At 69.7% G+C, this 14,543-nt stretch carries 18 protein-coding genes; 4 read left to right on the forward strand and 14 right to left on the reverse strand.

Features of this window, described 5'->3' with window-relative positions; all coding sequences use genetic code 11:
• Positions 1 to 114: 114 nt before the first annotated feature.
• On the reverse strand, positions 115 to 237 hold the full coding sequence (gene ykgO, locus FS769_RS03420) for a type B 50S ribosomal protein L36 (RefSeq protein WP_144829392.1): 123 nt from the start codon (positions 235 to 237) through the stop codon (positions 115 to 117).
• A gap of 80 nt (positions 238 to 317) precedes the next feature.
• Between ykgO and FS769_RS03425 the strand changes: the two genes are divergently transcribed.
• Positions 318 to 1,313 (forward strand): GTP-binding protein, encoded by a 996-nt coding sequence (locus tag FS769_RS03425; RefSeq protein WP_144829395.1) that lies wholly within the window; start codon positions 318 to 320, stop codon positions 1,311 to 1,313.
• Positions 1,314 to 1,350: 37 nt separating this feature from the next.
• Complete coding sequence (locus FS769_RS03430; RefSeq protein WP_222123891.1) at positions 1,351 to 1,869, forward strand: Lrp/AsnC family transcriptional regulator; 519 nt, start codon at positions 1,351 to 1,353, stop codon at positions 1,867 to 1,869.
• Here the strand turns inward: FS769_RS03430 and FS769_RS03435 are convergent.
• From FS769_RS03435 to FS769_RS17030, 9 genes are all read right to left on the reverse strand, one after another.
• Positions 1,775 to 2,371, reverse strand: a complete 597-nt coding sequence (locus FS769_RS03435; RefSeq protein ID WP_144829398.1) for an Lrp/AsnC family transcriptional regulator — start codon at positions 2,369 to 2,371, stop codon at positions 1,775 to 1,777. The two genes, FS769_RS03430 and FS769_RS03435, sit on opposite strands and share 95 nt — an antisense overlap.
• A 35-nt stretch (positions 2,372 to 2,406) precedes the next feature.
• Positions 2,407 to 3,135, reverse strand: a complete 729-nt coding sequence (locus FS769_RS03440; RefSeq protein WP_144829402.1) for a 3-keto-5-aminohexanoate cleavage protein — start codon at positions 3,133 to 3,135, stop codon at positions 2,407 to 2,409.
• Positions 3,136 to 3,162: 27 nt separating this feature from the next.
• Positions 3,163 to 3,834, reverse strand: coding sequence for an RraA family protein (locus tag FS769_RS03445; protein WP_144829404.1), 672 nt, complete (start codon positions 3,832 to 3,834; stop codon positions 3,163 to 3,165).
• 3 nt (positions 3,835 to 3,837) lie between these two features.
• Positions 3,838 to 4,653, reverse strand: a complete 816-nt coding sequence (locus FS769_RS03450) for a carbon-nitrogen hydrolase family protein (protein ID WP_260979683.1) — start codon at positions 4,651 to 4,653, stop codon at positions 3,838 to 3,840.
• On the reverse strand, positions 4,650 to 5,789 hold the full coding sequence (locus FS769_RS03455) for an ABC transporter ATP-binding protein (RefSeq protein ID WP_230704206.1): 1,140 nt from the start codon (positions 5,787 to 5,789) through the stop codon (positions 4,650 to 4,652). Before FS769_RS03455 ends, FS769_RS03450 begins: the two co-directional genes overlap by 4 nt.
• Before the next feature lie 21 nt (positions 5,790 to 5,810).
• Positions 5,811 to 6,884, reverse strand: a complete 1,074-nt coding sequence (locus tag FS769_RS03460) for a PotD/PotF family extracellular solute-binding protein (RefSeq protein ID WP_144829411.1) — start codon at positions 6,882 to 6,884, stop codon at positions 5,811 to 5,813.
• Between the two features lie 73 nt (positions 6,885 to 6,957).
• Entirely contained in the window at positions 6,958 to 7,749 is a 792-nt protein-coding gene (locus FS769_RS03465; RefSeq protein ID WP_144829414.1) for an ABC transporter permease, read from the reverse strand.
• Positions 7,749 to 8,189, reverse strand: coding sequence for an ABC transporter permease (locus FS769_RS17025; RefSeq protein ID WP_260979684.1), 441 nt, complete (start codon positions 8,187 to 8,189; stop codon positions 7,749 to 7,751). Before FS769_RS17025 ends, FS769_RS03465 begins: the two co-directional genes overlap by 1 nt.
• The gene (locus FS769_RS17030) at positions 8,144 to 8,647 is read right to left on the reverse strand and encodes an ABC transporter permease (protein ID WP_260979685.1); all 504 of its coding nucleotides are present in this window, start codon (positions 8,645 to 8,647) and stop codon (positions 8,144 to 8,146) included. The genes FS769_RS17025 and FS769_RS17030 overlap by 46 nt, the downstream gene beginning before the upstream one ends.
• A 294-nt stretch (positions 8,648 to 8,941) precedes the next feature.
• Between FS769_RS17030 and FS769_RS03475 the strand changes: the two genes are divergently transcribed.
• Complete coding sequence (locus tag FS769_RS03475; RefSeq protein ID WP_144829417.1) at positions 8,942 to 9,151, forward strand: hypothetical protein; 210 nt, start codon at positions 8,942 to 8,944, stop codon at positions 9,149 to 9,151.
• Between the two features lie 88 nt (positions 9,152 to 9,239).
• Here FS769_RS03475 and FS769_RS03480 read toward each other — a convergent pair whose 3' ends face one another.
• The 4 genes from FS769_RS03480 to FS769_RS03495 all read right to left on the reverse strand — a co-directional run bounded on the left by FS769_RS03480 (position 9,240) and on the right by FS769_RS03495 (position 13,512).
• Complete coding sequence (locus tag FS769_RS03480) at positions 9,240 to 10,331, reverse strand: ABC transporter permease (protein ID WP_144829420.1); 1,092 nt, start codon at positions 10,329 to 10,331, stop codon at positions 9,240 to 9,242.
• A complete protein-coding gene (locus FS769_RS03485) occupies positions 10,328 to 11,380 on the reverse strand; it encodes an ABC transporter ATP-binding protein (RefSeq protein ID WP_144829423.1) in 1,053 nt (350 codons plus the stop codon). The genes FS769_RS03480 and FS769_RS03485 overlap by 4 nt, the downstream gene beginning before the upstream one ends.
• Positions 11,381 to 11,536: 156 nt before the next feature.
• Complete coding sequence (locus tag FS769_RS03490; protein WP_144829426.1) at positions 11,537 to 12,463, reverse strand: NAD(P)/FAD-dependent oxidoreductase; 927 nt, start codon at positions 12,461 to 12,463, stop codon at positions 11,537 to 11,539.
• Positions 12,464 to 12,516: 53 nt separating this feature from the next.
• Positions 12,517 to 13,512, reverse strand: a complete 996-nt coding sequence (locus FS769_RS03495; protein ID WP_260979686.1) for a glycerophosphodiester phosphodiesterase family protein — start codon at positions 13,510 to 13,512, stop codon at positions 12,517 to 12,519.
• 142 nt (positions 13,513 to 13,654) lie between these two features.
• On the opposite strand from FS769_RS03495, the gene FS769_RS03500 reads away from it, so the two are divergent.
• Positions 13,655 to 14,524, forward strand: coding sequence for a Bax inhibitor-1/YccA family protein (locus tag FS769_RS03500; protein WP_144829432.1), 870 nt, complete (start codon positions 13,655 to 13,657; stop codon positions 14,522 to 14,524).
• The last annotated feature ends 19 nt before the right edge of the window (positions 14,525 to 14,543 follow it).

The raw sequence follows: 14,543 nt of genomic DNA on the forward strand, positions 1-14,543 counted from the left end.
GTCTTTCGGAATCCGGACAGCGGCGGCGCGTGCCGTCCACGGCCCCCACGACACCATCACCTCCGTCTCACGACAAGAGCTTGCGACGCGGACTCACCCCGACGCAGACCGCGGTCATCCCTGTCGGCCCTTGAACCGCGGGTTCGCCTTGTTGATGACGAACACGCGCCCTCGACGCCGGACGACCTGAGCTCCTGGCTGTTTCTTCAGCGACGCCAGCGATGCGCGAACCTTCATGACATCCTCCTTGTTGATAACCGTTCTCATCTACACGATAGAGTCATTGCAGCCCCATCGACGAACGAGAGGCGGATGCCATGCCCCGAACAATCGCCATCATGGGCGTGTGCGCCCCGGAGCGCCGCGCCTACGCCGAGCGCACCGCCGTCGCGCTCGCGCGCCCCCTGCACCTGCTGCGCTATGCCGACCTGCGCGTCTCGCACGCGCTCCCGCTCCCCCGCCCGCGTGCCGACGACACATCGGCGGTCGTCGACCTGGGCACCGACGTCGATCTCGTGCACGCGATCACCGCGCGGGGAGCAGCGCAGGTCGAGGCGGTGTGCGTGGTCGACGCCCGCCACATGATCGGCGACCTTCTCGACGACGCTCCCCTCGCGGCATCCGCAAGGCCCGGTGACACCCGCGGCGATGTCGGTGCCCGCGCTCGACAGGCGGCGCTGGCGCTGGAGCTGGCGACGCGCATCGTCTGGATCAACTGGGAACGCGTGCCCACCCACGCTCTCGCGGTGCAGATGGCCCTCGCCTCGCACCTGAACCCCTCCGCCATCGTGCGGCTCTCGCGCGACCCCCTGAGCGACCTGCAGTCCGAGGCCGTGCACGAAGGCGAGATGCTCGAGCGCGCCGGGTGGGTACGCGCCTTGAACGACGAGCACGACCCCTACATGCACGACAACCGCGTCTTCACGCTGCGCTACGAGCAGGTGCGGCCGTTCCACCCCGGCCGCCTGTCGACCGCGCTCGACCGCCTCGACGACGGCGCCGCCGGACGCCTCGTGCGCTCCGCGGGCTTCTGCCGGCTGGCGTCGCGGCCGGGCATCCTCGCGCGGTGGGAGCACGTCGGTTCCGCGATGTGGCTCGAACCTCTGGGAGCCGACGACGGCCGCATGGGCCTCGGACAGGAGATCGTCTTCACCGGTCTCGATCTGTCGGCCCCGCGCCTCGGACACCTCCTCGATGCCGCCGCGCTCACCGACGACGAGCTCGCCGCCGGCCCCTCCGCGTGGGTGCGCTACGACGACCCTCTTCCCGCGTGGCCCGTGGTGAGTTCTGCGATTCCGGATGCCGATGACTGACGCGGCGCGCGCACGGCCCGTGTGATTGGATCGAGGCGTGCAGCTCGAGGCCATCGACGTGATCGATCGCAAGATCATCGATCAGCTGCGCCTCGACGGCCGTCGTTCCTTCGGTCAGATCGCCCGCTACGTCGGATTGTCCGAGGCGAGCGTGCGCCAGCGGTACAAGCGGCTTCTCGACCTGGGTGTGGTGCAGGTCATCGGCATGCCGAACAGCCCCAAGCTCGGATTGCTCGAAGTGCGCCTGTCGATCCGCGTGCGCGGAACCACGGTCGACGCCGTGGCGCACGCGCTCTCGGCCCTCGCGCCCGTCAAGTACGTCGGCGCGTGCATCGGCGCCTACGACCTGATCGTCGACGTGCGCTGCGAGACGCAGACCGAGCTCACCGCGTTCCTCACCGACACCCTGCACACGATCCCCGGCATCGCCGTCGTCGACACGACGAACATCCTCGAGGTGATCAAAGACGAGTATCTGTGGTCGGGCTTCCGTGACCCGGTCGGCCGTTTGACCCGGCCGCATCCGTCTGCCGGATCGCGCCCGGCTGGGTCGTGACCGCCCCGGTGGTCCCTGCGGCGCCGGCGGATCCGCCGACGGCGCGCTGACCTGACTGGTCGCGCAGCCCGTTCCACGAGTAGTCCTTGTACAACCGTGTCAGCACGTACTGGTCGATGGTCGTCACGCCCGGCGTGCGCCGGAGCTCATCGAGCAGCTCGACGAGCTGGGTCAGGTCGCGAGCCGTCGCTTCAAGGTAGATGTCGTGCGCTCCGGAGGTGAGCGAGACGTGCCCGATCATCGGGTTCGACGCGAGCGAACGGGCCACCTGCCGGGGGCGCAGCCCCTGCACCGACAGCATGAGGCGCACCGACTGATGCCCGAGCGTCAGCGGGTTGCACAGCGCGACGATCCGGAGGATCCCCGATGAGGTCAGTCGGCTGACGCGCGTGCGCACCGTCGCCTCGGACACGCCGACGATCGCCGCCATCTCCGTGTAGGCGCGGCGGCCGTCCTCGACGAGGAGTTCGACGAGGCGACGGTCCAGATCGTCGGCGCTCATGCTCTCATTCTCGCGCGTCGGCGCTCACCCGCGGCTCACTCGGCGTCCGACCACCGCCGCGCGGTCCGCACCATCTCGCTGTTGTCGGGGGCGATCGACCCGTCGGGGAGGGTCAGCATGTCCTCGAAACCGACGCGCACTTCGCATCCGTCCTCGATCGCCGCGCGCACGACCGGCCAGGCGGTCTGGTCATACCCGTGGTAGAGCATCGGTACCGTCACCCCGGCCTCACGCAGTGCAGCGGCGATGCGCCGCGAGTGGTCCACGGCATCCTGGATCTGCTCGTCTTCGGGCTCGATGAGGATGCGGACGTTCTCGTGGAGGGTCGGCGAGGCGAGGAGCGCGGGCACCTCGTCGATGTGCCACACCGCACTCTCGAGCACCATCCCGCGCTCGCGCACGAGCACGGCGGCCTCGGCCGCCCCCTCTTCCGAGAATGCGACGGAGGCGAAATCGGGGAGCCACTCCTCGGGCCACTCCGCGATCAGGCGCATCCGCTCCTCGTGTCCCGAACACGTCCACAGCCCTGTGGTGGTTCCGACGACGATGCCGGGATCACGTTCCCGGATGCCGCGCACCATGCGGGCGATCTCGTCGGGCGCGATCGTCTGGGCGCCGTCGTCGGTGCGCGCATGGGCGTGCACGACATCGGCTCCGGCACGCACGGCCGCGACCGCGGCATCCGCGATCTGCTCGACGGTGAGGGGAATGGCGGAGTGTTCGTCGCGCGAGCGACCTCCGTTGATGGCGGCCTTGATGAGCATGGTTCTCCTGCGCTTTCGCTGTCGTCGTCAGTGGCCGGTGAGGGCGTCGAGCATGGCCGTCGCACCCGTCAGCTCGCCCAGGCGACCGCCCGCGCGCAGCTGTGCGACGAGCTCGGGCTCTTCGGCGTCGTCGTCGAGCGCGGTGTCGATCAACGCGGCGACCGTCGCCGCCGCAGCGATGAACACCCCGTTGCGATCGGCCAGCACGACGTCGCCGGGCTGCACCGGCACGCCGCCGCACGTGACCGCGATGTTGTGGCCACCGGCATCCACCCCCAGCAGCTTCGTGGTCAGCACGCTCGTGCCCCGCGCGTAGACGGGGATGCCGAACGCCTCCACTTCGTCGAGGTCGGTGACGACACCGTCGACGACGATTCCGGCCGCTCCGCGGATGCTGAGAGCGGCCGCGAGAACCTCGCCCACCGGTGCGTGCCGCACGTCTCCCCCGGTGTCGATGACGAACACGTCACCCGGCTCGCACCAGCCCGCGGCGTGATGGAGCGCGGTGGAGTCCTGCGCGGTGAGGCGCACCGTGACGGCACGCCCGACGACCCGACGATCGCCGGTCTGTCGACGGATCTCAGGGTCGACGAAGCCTTCCTCGAGGTAGTGGCCGAGGGTCGGGAATGACACGCGTTCGAGTTTCGCAACGAGGTCGGGGTCGAGGGCGGACGGCGTCGGGCCGGAGGTGTAGGGCATGGATCAGTCCAGGAGGGAGAGGTGGGCGGAGAGGCGGCGATTCGACAGCGCGGGCAGCGCGTCGCGCACCTCGGCGATGCGATCGAGCGAGACGGGCACGATGCCGATCGCGCGACCGGTGGCGGGCAGGTGCGCCTGCTCGACCCCGAGGGGGTCGATGACGAGGCTCGTGCCGATGCAGTCGGGCGAGGATGATCCGGATGCCAGCACCCAGCACGTGTTCTCGATCGCGCGAGCGGTGAGCAGGGTGGTCCAGTGCTCGACCTTGCGGTGACCGGCGACCCAGGCCGCCGACACGCTGAGCACGTCGGCGCCGCGCGAGACGAGGTCGCGCGCCAGCTCGGGGAAGCGCAGGTCGTAGCAGTTGACCAGTCCGACGGCCACGCCGTCGATCAGCACGAGCGGCGGCAGCTCGTGCCCGGCGGTGACGTAATCGGATTCGCGATAGGTGAAGGCGTCGTAGAGGTGCAGCTTGCGGTACACGTCGACCAACTCGCCGCGCGGGTTGACGACGACGAGGGTGTTGAAGGGTCGCTCGGAGCCACTGGGCTCGTAGCCCCCGGCGATGATCCACAGATCGTGCCGCATGGCGAGTTCCGACAGGTGCGCGAGGAACGCGGGCCACTCTCGGGCGACGACGTCTGCACGCTCCGACGCGTCGATCTCGCCTGCGACGAGCATCGCCTCCTCGGGCAGCACGAGCAGACGCACTCCCTCGGCCGACGCGTCGGCGGCGAGCGCGGTGACCTCGTCGCGGTTGTGAGCGGCGTCGGTGGTGGGAGCCATCTGCCCCACGGCGGCCAGCAGGACCGGGTTCATGCGAGCTCTCCCGTCGGGATGACACGACTGTCGGACGGATGCCATGACACCGTCACGCGCGCACCATCGGCCGTCGCCGCGAGGGCCCGGGCGGCGTCGCCGCTCGGCACCGAGGCAGACAGGACGATGCCCGAATCGAGCGCGAGGTGCGAGATCCACTCGTCGCCGAGGAAAACGCGTTGCGTGAGCGTCGCCGGCAGGTGGACGCCGCCCTCGGTACGAGCACCGTCGGGGAGCACGCGTACCCGCTCGGGACGCACCGCGAGGGTGAGGGGCGTCCCCGGCGCGGCGTCCGGGATCTCGTCCACCGGCACCTCGCCCACGCCGGGGATCGTGAAGCGGCCGGTCGCGGCATCCGCGACACCGTCGATGAGATTGCAGCTGCCGATGAACCCCGCCACGAACCGCGACGCCGGGGTGTCGTAGATCTCGGTCGGCGTTCCGATCTGCTGGATGCGCCCCTCCGACATGACCGCGATACGGTCCGACATCGTCAGCGCCTCCTCCTGATCGTGGGTGACGTAGATGAACGTGATGCCGACCTCACGCTGCATGCGCTTGAGCTCGAATTGCATCTCTTTGCGCAGCTTCTGATCGAGCGCACCGAGCGGCTCGTCGAGCAGCACGACGGCGGGGCGCCCGACGACGGCGCGGGCGAGGGCGACGCGCTGACGCTGACCGCCGCTCAGCGCCGCGGGCTTGCGGTCGGCGAACGCGCTCAACCGAACGAGCTCGAGCGCCGCGCGGACGCGGTCGTCGATCTCGCGCTTCGGAGTGCGGCGCACGCGCAGCTCGAAGGCGACGTTCTCGTAGACGCTGAGGTGCGGGAACAGCGCGTAGCTCTGGAACAGCATGTTCAGATCGCGCTGACGGGTGGCGACACCGTCGACGTTGCGGCCGTCGAGCTCGATCGAGCCGGCGGTCGGCGTTTCGAACCCCGTGATCATGCGCATGAGTGTCGTCTTGCCGCAGCCGGACGGGCCCAGGATGCTGAAGAACTCGTTCTGCGCGATGTCGAGGTCGAGAGGGTCGACGACGCGGTTGGCGCCGAACGACTTGGTGAGGCCCCGCAGGCGCACGGCCGGGGCGGGGCCCGTGGCCGGCGCAGTGCCGGCCACGGGGCTGTCGATCGTCATGGGGCTCATTTCGGTCTCAGATCACGAGGCGCGGAGGCGGGTCCAGCCGTCCTGGAAGTACGACAGAGCCGCGCCCGGGTCGACGATGAATTCCGACTTCGTAAGGGAGTCAGCGGGGGCGTAGATCGCCGGGTTGCTCACGAGGCTCTGGTCCTTGACGAGCTCGAGCGCCCCGGCGTTGGTGGAGGCCAACGACGCGTCGTCGGTGAGCAGGGCTGCCACCTCGGGACGAAGGGTGTAGTTGAGCCACTTGTACGCGGCATCCGTGTTGCTCGTGCCCTCGACGACCGAGAAGCTGTCGGTCCAGAGCGTGCCGCCCTCTTCGGGGATGATGTAGTGCACGTCGGAGTTGGCCATGACCGCCTTCGCCGCGGTCGTGCCGCTGTACGCCTCGGCGATGCACGCATCGCCCGACCCGACGAGGTCGGCGTAGTTCTGACTGTTGTATCCGGCGAGGAGCGGCTTCTGTTCGATGAGCTTCTGCGTGGCCTTCTCGATGTCGTCCTGGCTCGTGGTGGTGGCGCTGAGTCCCTCGACCTGGAGTCCGGCGATGTAGGCCGAGAGCATGTTGTCGAGCATGTAGATCTTGCCGCTGTACGCGGGGTCCCACATGTCGGCCCAGCCCGTGATCTCCTTGCCGGTGCAGGCCTGGTTGTACAGGATGCCGGTGGTGCCCCAGGCCCACGGAATGGCGTGCGCGTTGTCGGGGTCGAATGAGGGGTCGACGAACTTCTCGGCCAGGTTGTCGAAGCCCTCGAGCTTGCTCTTGTCGATCTGCGCGACGAGGTTGCGGTCGACGAGCAGCTGGACGGCGTACTGGCTGGGCTCGACGATGTCGTACCCCGAGTTCCCCGCGGCGAGCTTGGAGATCATCGTCTCGTTGCTGTCGAAGGTGTCGACGGTGACCGTGATGCCGGTCTCCTTCTCGAAGCCCGAGATGACGGAGTCGGGGATCTCACCCGCCCAGGCGTAGATGCTGAGCGACGAGGAACCGCCGCCCGCGGAGTCGGTGCCGGCGCCGGAGGCGCAAGCGGTGAGTGCGGAGAGGACGCCGACGGCGAGGACCGCACCGACGGCCCGGTGACGCGTGTTCATGGGTGCCTGCTTTCGTGGTGGGTGGAGCGCATGTTTCGGGTGATGCCTGAGTCCGACGTCGTCGTCGGCCCGCTCAGGCGGCGGGAGTGGGAGGGCCGGCGAGGATGCGGCGCATCTGTGAGACGCCGACGACGAGGATGAGGCCGAGAGTGGCGAGCACGAGGAGCGTCCCGAGCGCGTTCAGCTCGGGGGTGAGCCCCGTGCGGAGCGTGCTGTAGATGCGCAGCGGGAGCGTCGTCGTACCGACACCCGAGGTGAAGGTCGACACGACGATGTTCGAGAACGACGTCGCGAAGCTCAGCAGGAACGCCGCCATGAGCGAGGGACGCAGCAGAGGCAGGATGACGCGGGCGAAGGTCTGCCAGGGACTCGCGCCGAGGTCAGCCGCCGCTTCGCCCAGGCTCGGATCGAGCGTGCTCATGGCGCCGACCAGGACCAGGGTCGACAGCGGCAGCGTGATCACGACGTGGCCGAGGATGAGCGTCGCGTAACCGGTCGGAATGCCGGCGCTCGAGAAGATCGTCAGCAGCGAGACGCCCAGCACGATCTCGGGGACGATCAGCGGAATGAGGATCGCGCCGAGGAACACGGCGCGACCACGGACGCGGAATCGCACCAGTCCGTACGCGGAGAGCAGACCGATGCTCGTCGAGAGCACGGCGGCGGCGAGACCGACGACGAGGCTCGTGCGCAGCGCATCGCCCAGCATTCGATCGCCGAAGAGCTCGGCGTACCACCGCAGAGTCAGGCCGTCGAAGCGGTACCCGACCTCCGAGGCGTTGAACGAGTAGACGATGACGGCCGCGATCGGGATGTAGAGGAAGACGAAGACCGCGCCGGCGATCCAGGAGATGATGCGGTCCATCACGAGGCCTTCCGAGAGGTGCGCAGGCGGGCGAGAAGAGCAGCGACGACGATCGTCAGCAACATGAGGGCGAGCACCACCATCGAGAGGGCCGCTCCGAGGGGTTCGTTTCGGAACTCGGTGAACAGCGTCACGATCAGGTTCCCCACGAGCGGGTCCTTGCCGCCGCCGAGGAGGACGGGGATCACGAAGACCCCCAGGGTGGGCACGAAGGTCAGCACCACTGCCGAGACGATCCCCGGTGTGGCCAGCGGGATGAACACCCGCAGGTGCGTCTGGACCGCCGTGGCGCCGAGGTCGGATGCCGCCTCACGCAGGGCCGGATCGACCGCCCGCAGCGAGGCGTAGATCGGGAAGACCGCCACGGGGAGGAACGCATACAGCAGCGACAGCGTCACGGCGAGCTGCGAGGGGACGAGCGAGGTCGCGTCGATGCCCACCGCGCGGAGCAGCGGGATGAGAGGGCCCCCGATCCGAGCAACGTGATCCAGGCGAAGGTGCGGACGAGGAAGTCGGTGAGGAACGGGATGATGACGAGAACGAGCAATACGGGCTGCGTGCGGGCCGACCGTGTGGCGATGAAGTAGGCGACGATGTAGCCCACGACCACGCACACGATCGCATTGAGTGCGGCCATGCCAAGGCTGTACCCCAACGTCTTCGCGTACACGGGGTCGAGGAGTTTCGCGTAGTTGACGAGCGTGAAGCCTCCGAGGGTGCCGCCGAGCGGGTCGCTGATGGCGAAGCTGTCGCGCAGGATGACCAGGGTCGGCACGATCACCAGCACGACGACCACAGCGGTCGCGGGCAGCAGCAGCAGGTATCCAGCGACCGCGCTGGGGCGGCGAATGCGGGGCGGCTCGGTCTGCGCGCGGCGTGTCTGCGTGAAGGTGGTCATGGCGTTTCCTCGTGTTCAGGTGTCGTCCATCCTGGAACGGGTGAGCACGCATCCGATCGGCGACCTTCCTCGAATCGCGCGGCCCGGACGTTTCTCGTTGACGCGTTTCGCAGCACCTCGGCCGCGACGATCACCCGCACAGGTTTACCGGGGCGCTGCCACACCGGGGCAAACGGTCGGCCCCGCCGCATCGCGATTCGCAGGGCAGAGCATCGGCTCGGGACGGGTACACGCGGCCGACGTGCGCCTGTCAACCCGGTCCGACCGACGCCTCCTCAGGAGCACCGTGGAGCGATGAGCACTCCTGACATCCCCTCCCGCCACTCCGACGACGCCCGCGCCGACGCGGCCGCCCCCACCGACGCCGTCACCGACGAGGTCCGCGAAGACGCCGCTCAGGCCGAAGAGAACGTGAATCTCGACGACCACACCGGCGAGACCCTCGAGGGCGACGCGGCTCCGGCCGACGACCCCGGCTTCCCCGCCGCTGAGGGCCACGCCTGACGGCACCCCTCACTGCGAGCACAACCCTCACGGCGAGCGCGACCCTCCCTCGAGGGGGCCCGTTCGCCCTCCAGCGCCTGTCGACCGGCTACGCGATGCGCGTGCCGGGCGGCAGGCGCTTGGCCGGTGTGCGCGTGCGCGCGACGCCCCAGGCCATGAGCCCGGCCGCGATGAGCAGCTGCACGAGCAGACCGACGAACCAGCTCGGTGCTGTTCCCCGCACCTGGTCCTCGGTCGTCGGGTAGGGGTCGCTCGCGTTCCACCCGCGGGCATCGCATCCGTCGTACGAGGTCTGCTGCTCCGGAGGGATCTGCGCGAGGCGCACGCCCGAGGCGATCTGCGAGAACAGGTCGCTGGGGTACCCGTTGTCGTATGTCGGGGGCGTGGCATCGGCGAGGATCACGAACGGATTCGCGGCGAGCACCCACCAGACCCGGTCGAAACGCGCCACCTCGAACGAGTTGGTCGTGGTCTCAGTGCACTCGAGTTCGTCGAACGACGGGCACCCCTCGGCGCGCACGTCGGCCCACGGATCGCAGGTCGGCGGGAGCGCGCTGTAATCGAAATCGCGCGTCACCGTCGTCTGGGTGGTCCGCAGCGCGGTCCCCCCGAGCCAGAAGGCGAGCAGCGTGCCGATGGTCAGCGCGGCGATGATCAGGTAGGTGCTCGCGACCGAGAAGAGGGGCCGGGCGACGATGGCGCTGAGTCCCACCCCGATCGCCGCGACGATCCCGACCTCGATGATCAGGATGCCGAGGGAGGTGATGATGACCGTCGGATTGAGGCGACCCGCGAGCGTGGCGACCGCGAGGAAGGGCAGCGCGACCAGCAGGAACGCGAGACCCGAGACCCACGCCGCGAGGAACTTGCCGACCACGATCTCGCTCGTGGTCGCCAGTGTCACCTGCACGGGGGCGAGGGTCGCCGCGTCGCGATCCCCGTTGACCGCGCTTCCGCTGAGCGTGGGCGACACCAGCAGCGTCAGCAGCAGCACGAGCATGATGATGAGCGAGAAGAACCAGTCGTTGCCGCCGCTCAACAGCGAGAACGCCGCAAACGACAGCGCGAGCATGCCGATCAGGATGACCGCGAACACGGCCAGCAGGACGTACCAGGCGACCGAGCGCACGCGTTGACGCAGCTCGATGCCGATGATGGTTCCGAGGCGGTGGAGGTTCATGCCGGGCTCCCGTCGTCAGGGCGGGTGTCGGGCGCGTGCGGCGGAGCCCACCCCGCGTGCGGATCGGCCGGTGGCGGGTCGACGGGCCCGCTCGGGGCGCCCGTGGGGCCGGCGTGCCCCGACGCCCGCAGATCGAGGAACGCATGCTCGAGGTCTCCGACGGCCGGAGCGAACTCCACGATCGGCAACCCGGCCGCGATGAGAGCCCGAAGGCCCGCGACGGCCGCGGCCTCGTCGGCGAAGGGCACGAGGAGGTCACGCCGGTCGGCGGCGACGTCGTCGAACGCGCGGCCGAGGGTTGCGGCGACCTGCGCACGATCCGCCTCGAGCGAGCGCGAGGCGTCGGCCACCGCTCGCAGGCGCCACACGCGCGTCCGCGTGGCTGCCGCGGCGATGCGCTCTCCGGCCACCGTGCGACCGTCGACGAGGAAGACGGCGTCGTCGACGACCTCTTCGAGCTCCGAGAGCACGTGGCTCGAGATGAGCACGGTGCGCCCCTCGGCCGCCAACCGCCGCAGCAGCTCGCGCAGCGCGATGCGCGACTGCGGGTCGAGACCCGACGCGGGTTCGTCGAGCAGCAGCACCTGCGGGTCGTGCACCAGCGCGCGGGCGAGCGCGAGGCGCTGCTTCTGCCCGCGGGAAAGCACCCGCGCCGGAGCACCCGCGAGAGCGGCGAGGTCGACGAGCCCGAGCAACTGATCGGCACGGGCACGGGCGTCGTCACGCGCGAGGTCGTAGAGCTGGGCGGTGGCCAGGAGCACCTCGCGGGCCGTCAGGCTCGGCCAGGCGCCGAGTGAGTCCGGCATCCACCCGAGAAGACGGCGCGCGCCGGCGGGGTCGGCGACCGGATCGACACCGCCGATGCTCATCCGCCCCGCGTCGGGTCGCAGCAACGACGCGAGCATGAGCATGAGCGTCGTCTTGCCCGAGCCGTTCGGCCCGACCAGTCCGGTCACCCGCCCTGGCGCCGCTCGGAAGGTGACCTCCTGCACCGCGTGCACCGCACCGAACGACCGTCTGACCCCCGCGACGTCGATCCCCACATCCATGGCCCCCACCATAGGGGCGGCCTCCCGAGACGCCCGGGCGAATTCCGCTCGGCGACGGACGAATCGCGCAGGCAGCCCACGACGGCGCCCGTGCCCACCCGGACCGCCCGGCCGGAATGCGTGATCGACGCTGCTCCGGCCCCGGCGTGTCCTCGGTCAGGAGACGAGCGCGCGCCCCAACGCATCGCCCGACGTCCACGCCGTGCGAACGGCCGCCGACTTCCCCCAGGCGTCGCCGCACGCGGACAGCCCGGGCGAACGGAAGAACGGCTCCCCCGTCGTCTCGGTCGGCCGGGCGAAGGTCCAGCGGTGCGCGTGGGCGGAGGCGGGCTCCACGTCGATCCGCAGCAGGCGCCGGGTGGCCGCCAGCACGGGCTCGATCGCCGCGTCGGGGTCGTCGAGGTGCCGGCGGGCGCGTTCCGCCGTCGTGTGCACCACGAGCACGGGCGCCGCGTCTCCGCGACGGTCGCCGTCGTCGGCGATGAACGACACATCGGCATCCGCTTCGGCGAACGCCCCGTGCAGATCGGCGTCCCACTGCCGTCCGTCCCACCGCAACACGACCGCGATCACGGGCTCCCACTCCTGCGGGCCCCCGGGCGCCTCACCGGTCAGACGCGCAGCCTGGGGCGCGGGCATCGCGAGCACGACCTCGCCCGCCTCGATGCCGTCGACGCGATGCGGCTCGACCTTCTCGACGACCCGGCCCGACTCGACGTCCACGCCGTCCGCGAGGTCGAGCGCGAGAGATCGCAGTCCGAGCGGCGCTGCCCAGCGCATGGGTCCGGGCTTCGGCCGGCGCTCACCGGAGGGGTCGATCACCTGGAAGGTATCCGTCCAGGGCCGAGCGATCCCGCGCTCCTCCCAATCGGCGACGACGTGCGAGAAGCCCTCCGCCTCGCCGACCACGAAGTACGACGCACCGAGGTCCACCGGGCGGCCGTCGACCGTGCGGCTCGACAGGCGTCCGCCGACGCGGCGCCCGCGGTCGATCACACGTGCCGTGCCCCCTGCGTCCTGCACCGCTCGCGCGCAGGCGAGTCCCGAGATTCCGCCGCCGACCACCGTCACGTCCACCGTCATGCCGCCATCCTCGCGGGAGACCCGTCGGGCCGGGTCGGGCTTGCGCGCGCGTGTCAGACGGTTCCGGATGCCGCGCCGAAGAACTCCACGCCCAGATCGGCGTGGTCGACGAAGACGCCGTCGAGGCCCGCGTCTCGCAGAACCGCCCATTCGCGGCGATAGTCGCCGAACGCGGCCTTGCCGCCGGGCCGTCGGTATGCCGTGAGAAGGAACGTATTCTCCGGTCGGCATGTCCACGTGAAGACGCGCAGCCCGCGGTCCTGTGCCTCGCCGACGACGCGCGCCGGTCCGCGAGCCCTCCCCAGCCGGTCCGGAGCGAGGACGATCCTCTTGTCGGGGCTGATCCCCTGCACCTCGGCGGCGAGCGCGTCGAGGCCGACCGTCGTCAGCATCGAACGGTAGCTCGCGGCATCCGCTCCGTGCCGTTCACGCAGGTCCCACGGCGCCCCGTCGGCCTCGATGAGCTGCACGAGGGGGATCCGGATGCCGCGTTCCCGCAGCCGCGCGAGAACGAGCGGTTCGAACGACTCGATCACCAGGTCGTCGACGGCGTCCACCCAACCGGCGGCACGAAGCTCGTCCTCGACGAGAGCGGACATGTCGAATCCCAGCCGGGCGAAGGTCGCGGCGTGCTTGATCTCGAGGACGACTCCCACTCCGCCCGCGCGAGCGAGGTCGAGGAGGTCGCGCAGGCAGAGCACTCCATCCTCGTCGTCGTGGGCGGCGCTCTGGGGCCGGATGGCGGGGATGCGCTCGCGGCAGCGCAGGGTGCGCAGTTCCTCCCACGTGAAGTCCTCGACGAACCAGCCGGTCATCAGCTCCCCGTCGACGGTCTTGCTCGTTCGGCGGTCGGCGAACTCCGGACGCGTCGAGACGTCGGTCGTGCCCGAGATCTCGTTCTCGTGGCGCACGACGAGCACCCCGTCCTTCGACGGCACGACGTCGGGCTCGACGGCATCCACCCCCGCCTCGATCGCACGCAGATAGGAGCTGCGCGAGTGCTCGGGCAGATAGCCGGGAGCACCGCGATGACCGATCACGAGAGGCACGTGCACACGCTAGTCAGACCGGGTGAACGGCAGCATCGCTCAAAGCGAAATCCCAGTCAGCACAAGGATTTTGCCGACCAGCTCGGCTAGTGTTGATCTACAGCACGGTGCTGTGATCACCATCTTTGGAGTGTGAGTTCCCGTGGCCCTCAATAACCCGGCATTCAATACCCCGGCGTTCCAGGACCCTCGAGCCGGTGGCGCTAACACGCGCTACAGCCCGCCCCCGGCCGTCGATCCCGCCGCCGCCGCAACGATCGAAGGCGCGTACGCCGCCCCGTCCGCGAGCGCCGTCGAGACCGGTCGCATGACGGTCGAAGACACCGTCATGAAGACGCTGGCCCTGTTCGGCATCCTCGTCGTGACCGCCGTCGTCGGCTGGGTCTGGTCGATGGCCGGTGTCAGCGTCGCCAACCCGAACCCGTCCGCCGCCCCGATGATCGTCGGTGGCCTCGTCGGCTTCGTGCTGGCGATGGTCGCGACGTTCAAGAAGAAGCCGTCGGTTCCCGTCATCATCGCGTACGCGGCCTTCGAGGGCCTGTTCGTCGGTGGCATCTCGGCGTTCTTCGAGTTCATGTTCCCCGGCATCGTCCTGCAGGCGACGCTGGCGACCCTCTCCGTGGTCGGCGTGACCCTCGCCCTCTTCGCGAGCGGCAAGATCCGCGCCTCGGCCCGCGCCACCAAAATCTTCATGATCGCGATGGTCGGCTACCTCGTGTTCGCCCTGCTGAACCTCGGCCTGATGCTCTTCAACGCCCCGATCGCCGGTGGCGCCTTCGGCCTGTACAGCATGAAGGTCGCGGGCATCCCGCTCGGCCTGATCATCGGCGTTCTGGTGGTCATCATGGCCGCGTACTCGCTGGTGCTCGACTTCGACCAGATCCAGCGCGGCGTCCGCAACGGCGCAGCCCGGGTCTACGGCTGGGTCGGCGCCTTCGGCATCATGGTCACCGTCGTGTGGCTGTACGTCGAGATCCTCCGCATGATCGCGATCCTGCGCGGCAACAACTGACGCAGCGTCTCGCACGAAG

Source organism: Microbacterium sp. BH-3-3-3 (assembly GCF_007679045.1).
In the GTDB taxonomy this organism is placed as follows: Bacteria; Actinomycetota; Actinomycetes; order Actinomycetales; family Microbacteriaceae; genus Microbacterium; species Microbacterium algihabitans.

Bases quoted from the DNA above. Each gene is read 5' to 3' on its own strand.
- ykgO (WP_144829392.1), bottom strand. From the start codon at position 237: ATGAAGGTTCGCGCATCGCTGGCGTCGCTGAAGAAACAGCCAGGAGCT.
- FS769_RS03425 (WP_144829395.1), top strand. From the start codon at position 318: ATGCCCCGAACAATCGCCATCATGGGCGTGTGCGCCCCGGAGCGCCGC.
- FS769_RS03435 (WP_144829398.1), bottom strand. From the start codon at position 2,371: ATGAGCGCCGACGATCTGGACCGTCGCCTCGTCGAACTCCTCGTCGAG.
- FS769_RS03440 (WP_144829402.1), bottom strand. From the start codon at position 3,135: ATGCTCATCAAGGCCGCCATCAACGGAGGTCGCTCGCGCGACGAACAC.
- FS769_RS03445 (WP_144829404.1), bottom strand. From the start codon at position 3,834: ATGCCCTACACCTCCGGCCCGACGCCGTCCGCCCTCGACCCCGACCTC.
- FS769_RS03450 (WP_260979683.1), bottom strand. From the start codon at position 4,653: ATGAACCCGGTCCTGCTGGCCGCCGTGGGGCAGATGGCTCCCACCACC.
- FS769_RS03455 (WP_230704206.1), bottom strand. From the start codon at position 5,789: ATGACGATCGACAGCCCCGTGGCCGGCACTGCGCCGGCCACGGGCCCC.
- FS769_RS03460 (WP_144829411.1), bottom strand. From the start codon at position 6,884: ATGAACACGCGTCACCGGGCCGTCGGTGCGGTCCTCGCCGTCGGCGTC.
- FS769_RS03465 (WP_144829414.1), bottom strand. From the start codon at position 7,749: ATGGACCGCATCATCTCCTGGATCGCCGGCGCGGTCTTCGTCTTCCTC.
- FS769_RS17030 (WP_260979685.1), bottom strand. From the start codon at position 8,647: ATGACCACCTTCACGCAGACACGCCGCGCGCAGACCGAGCCGCCCCGC.
- FS769_RS03475 (WP_144829417.1), top strand. From the start codon at position 8,942: ATGAGCACTCCTGACATCCCCTCCCGCCACTCCGACGACGCCCGCGCC.
- FS769_RS03480 (WP_144829420.1), bottom strand. From the start codon at position 10,331: ATGAACCTCCACCGCCTCGGAACCATCATCGGCATCGAGCTGCGTCAA.
- FS769_RS03485 (WP_144829423.1), bottom strand. From the start codon at position 11,380: ATGGATGTGGGGATCGACGTCGCGGGGGTCAGACGGTCGTTCGGTGCG.
- FS769_RS03490 (WP_144829426.1), bottom strand. From the start codon at position 12,463: ATGACGGTGGACGTGACGGTGGTCGGCGGCGGAATCTCGGGACTCGCC.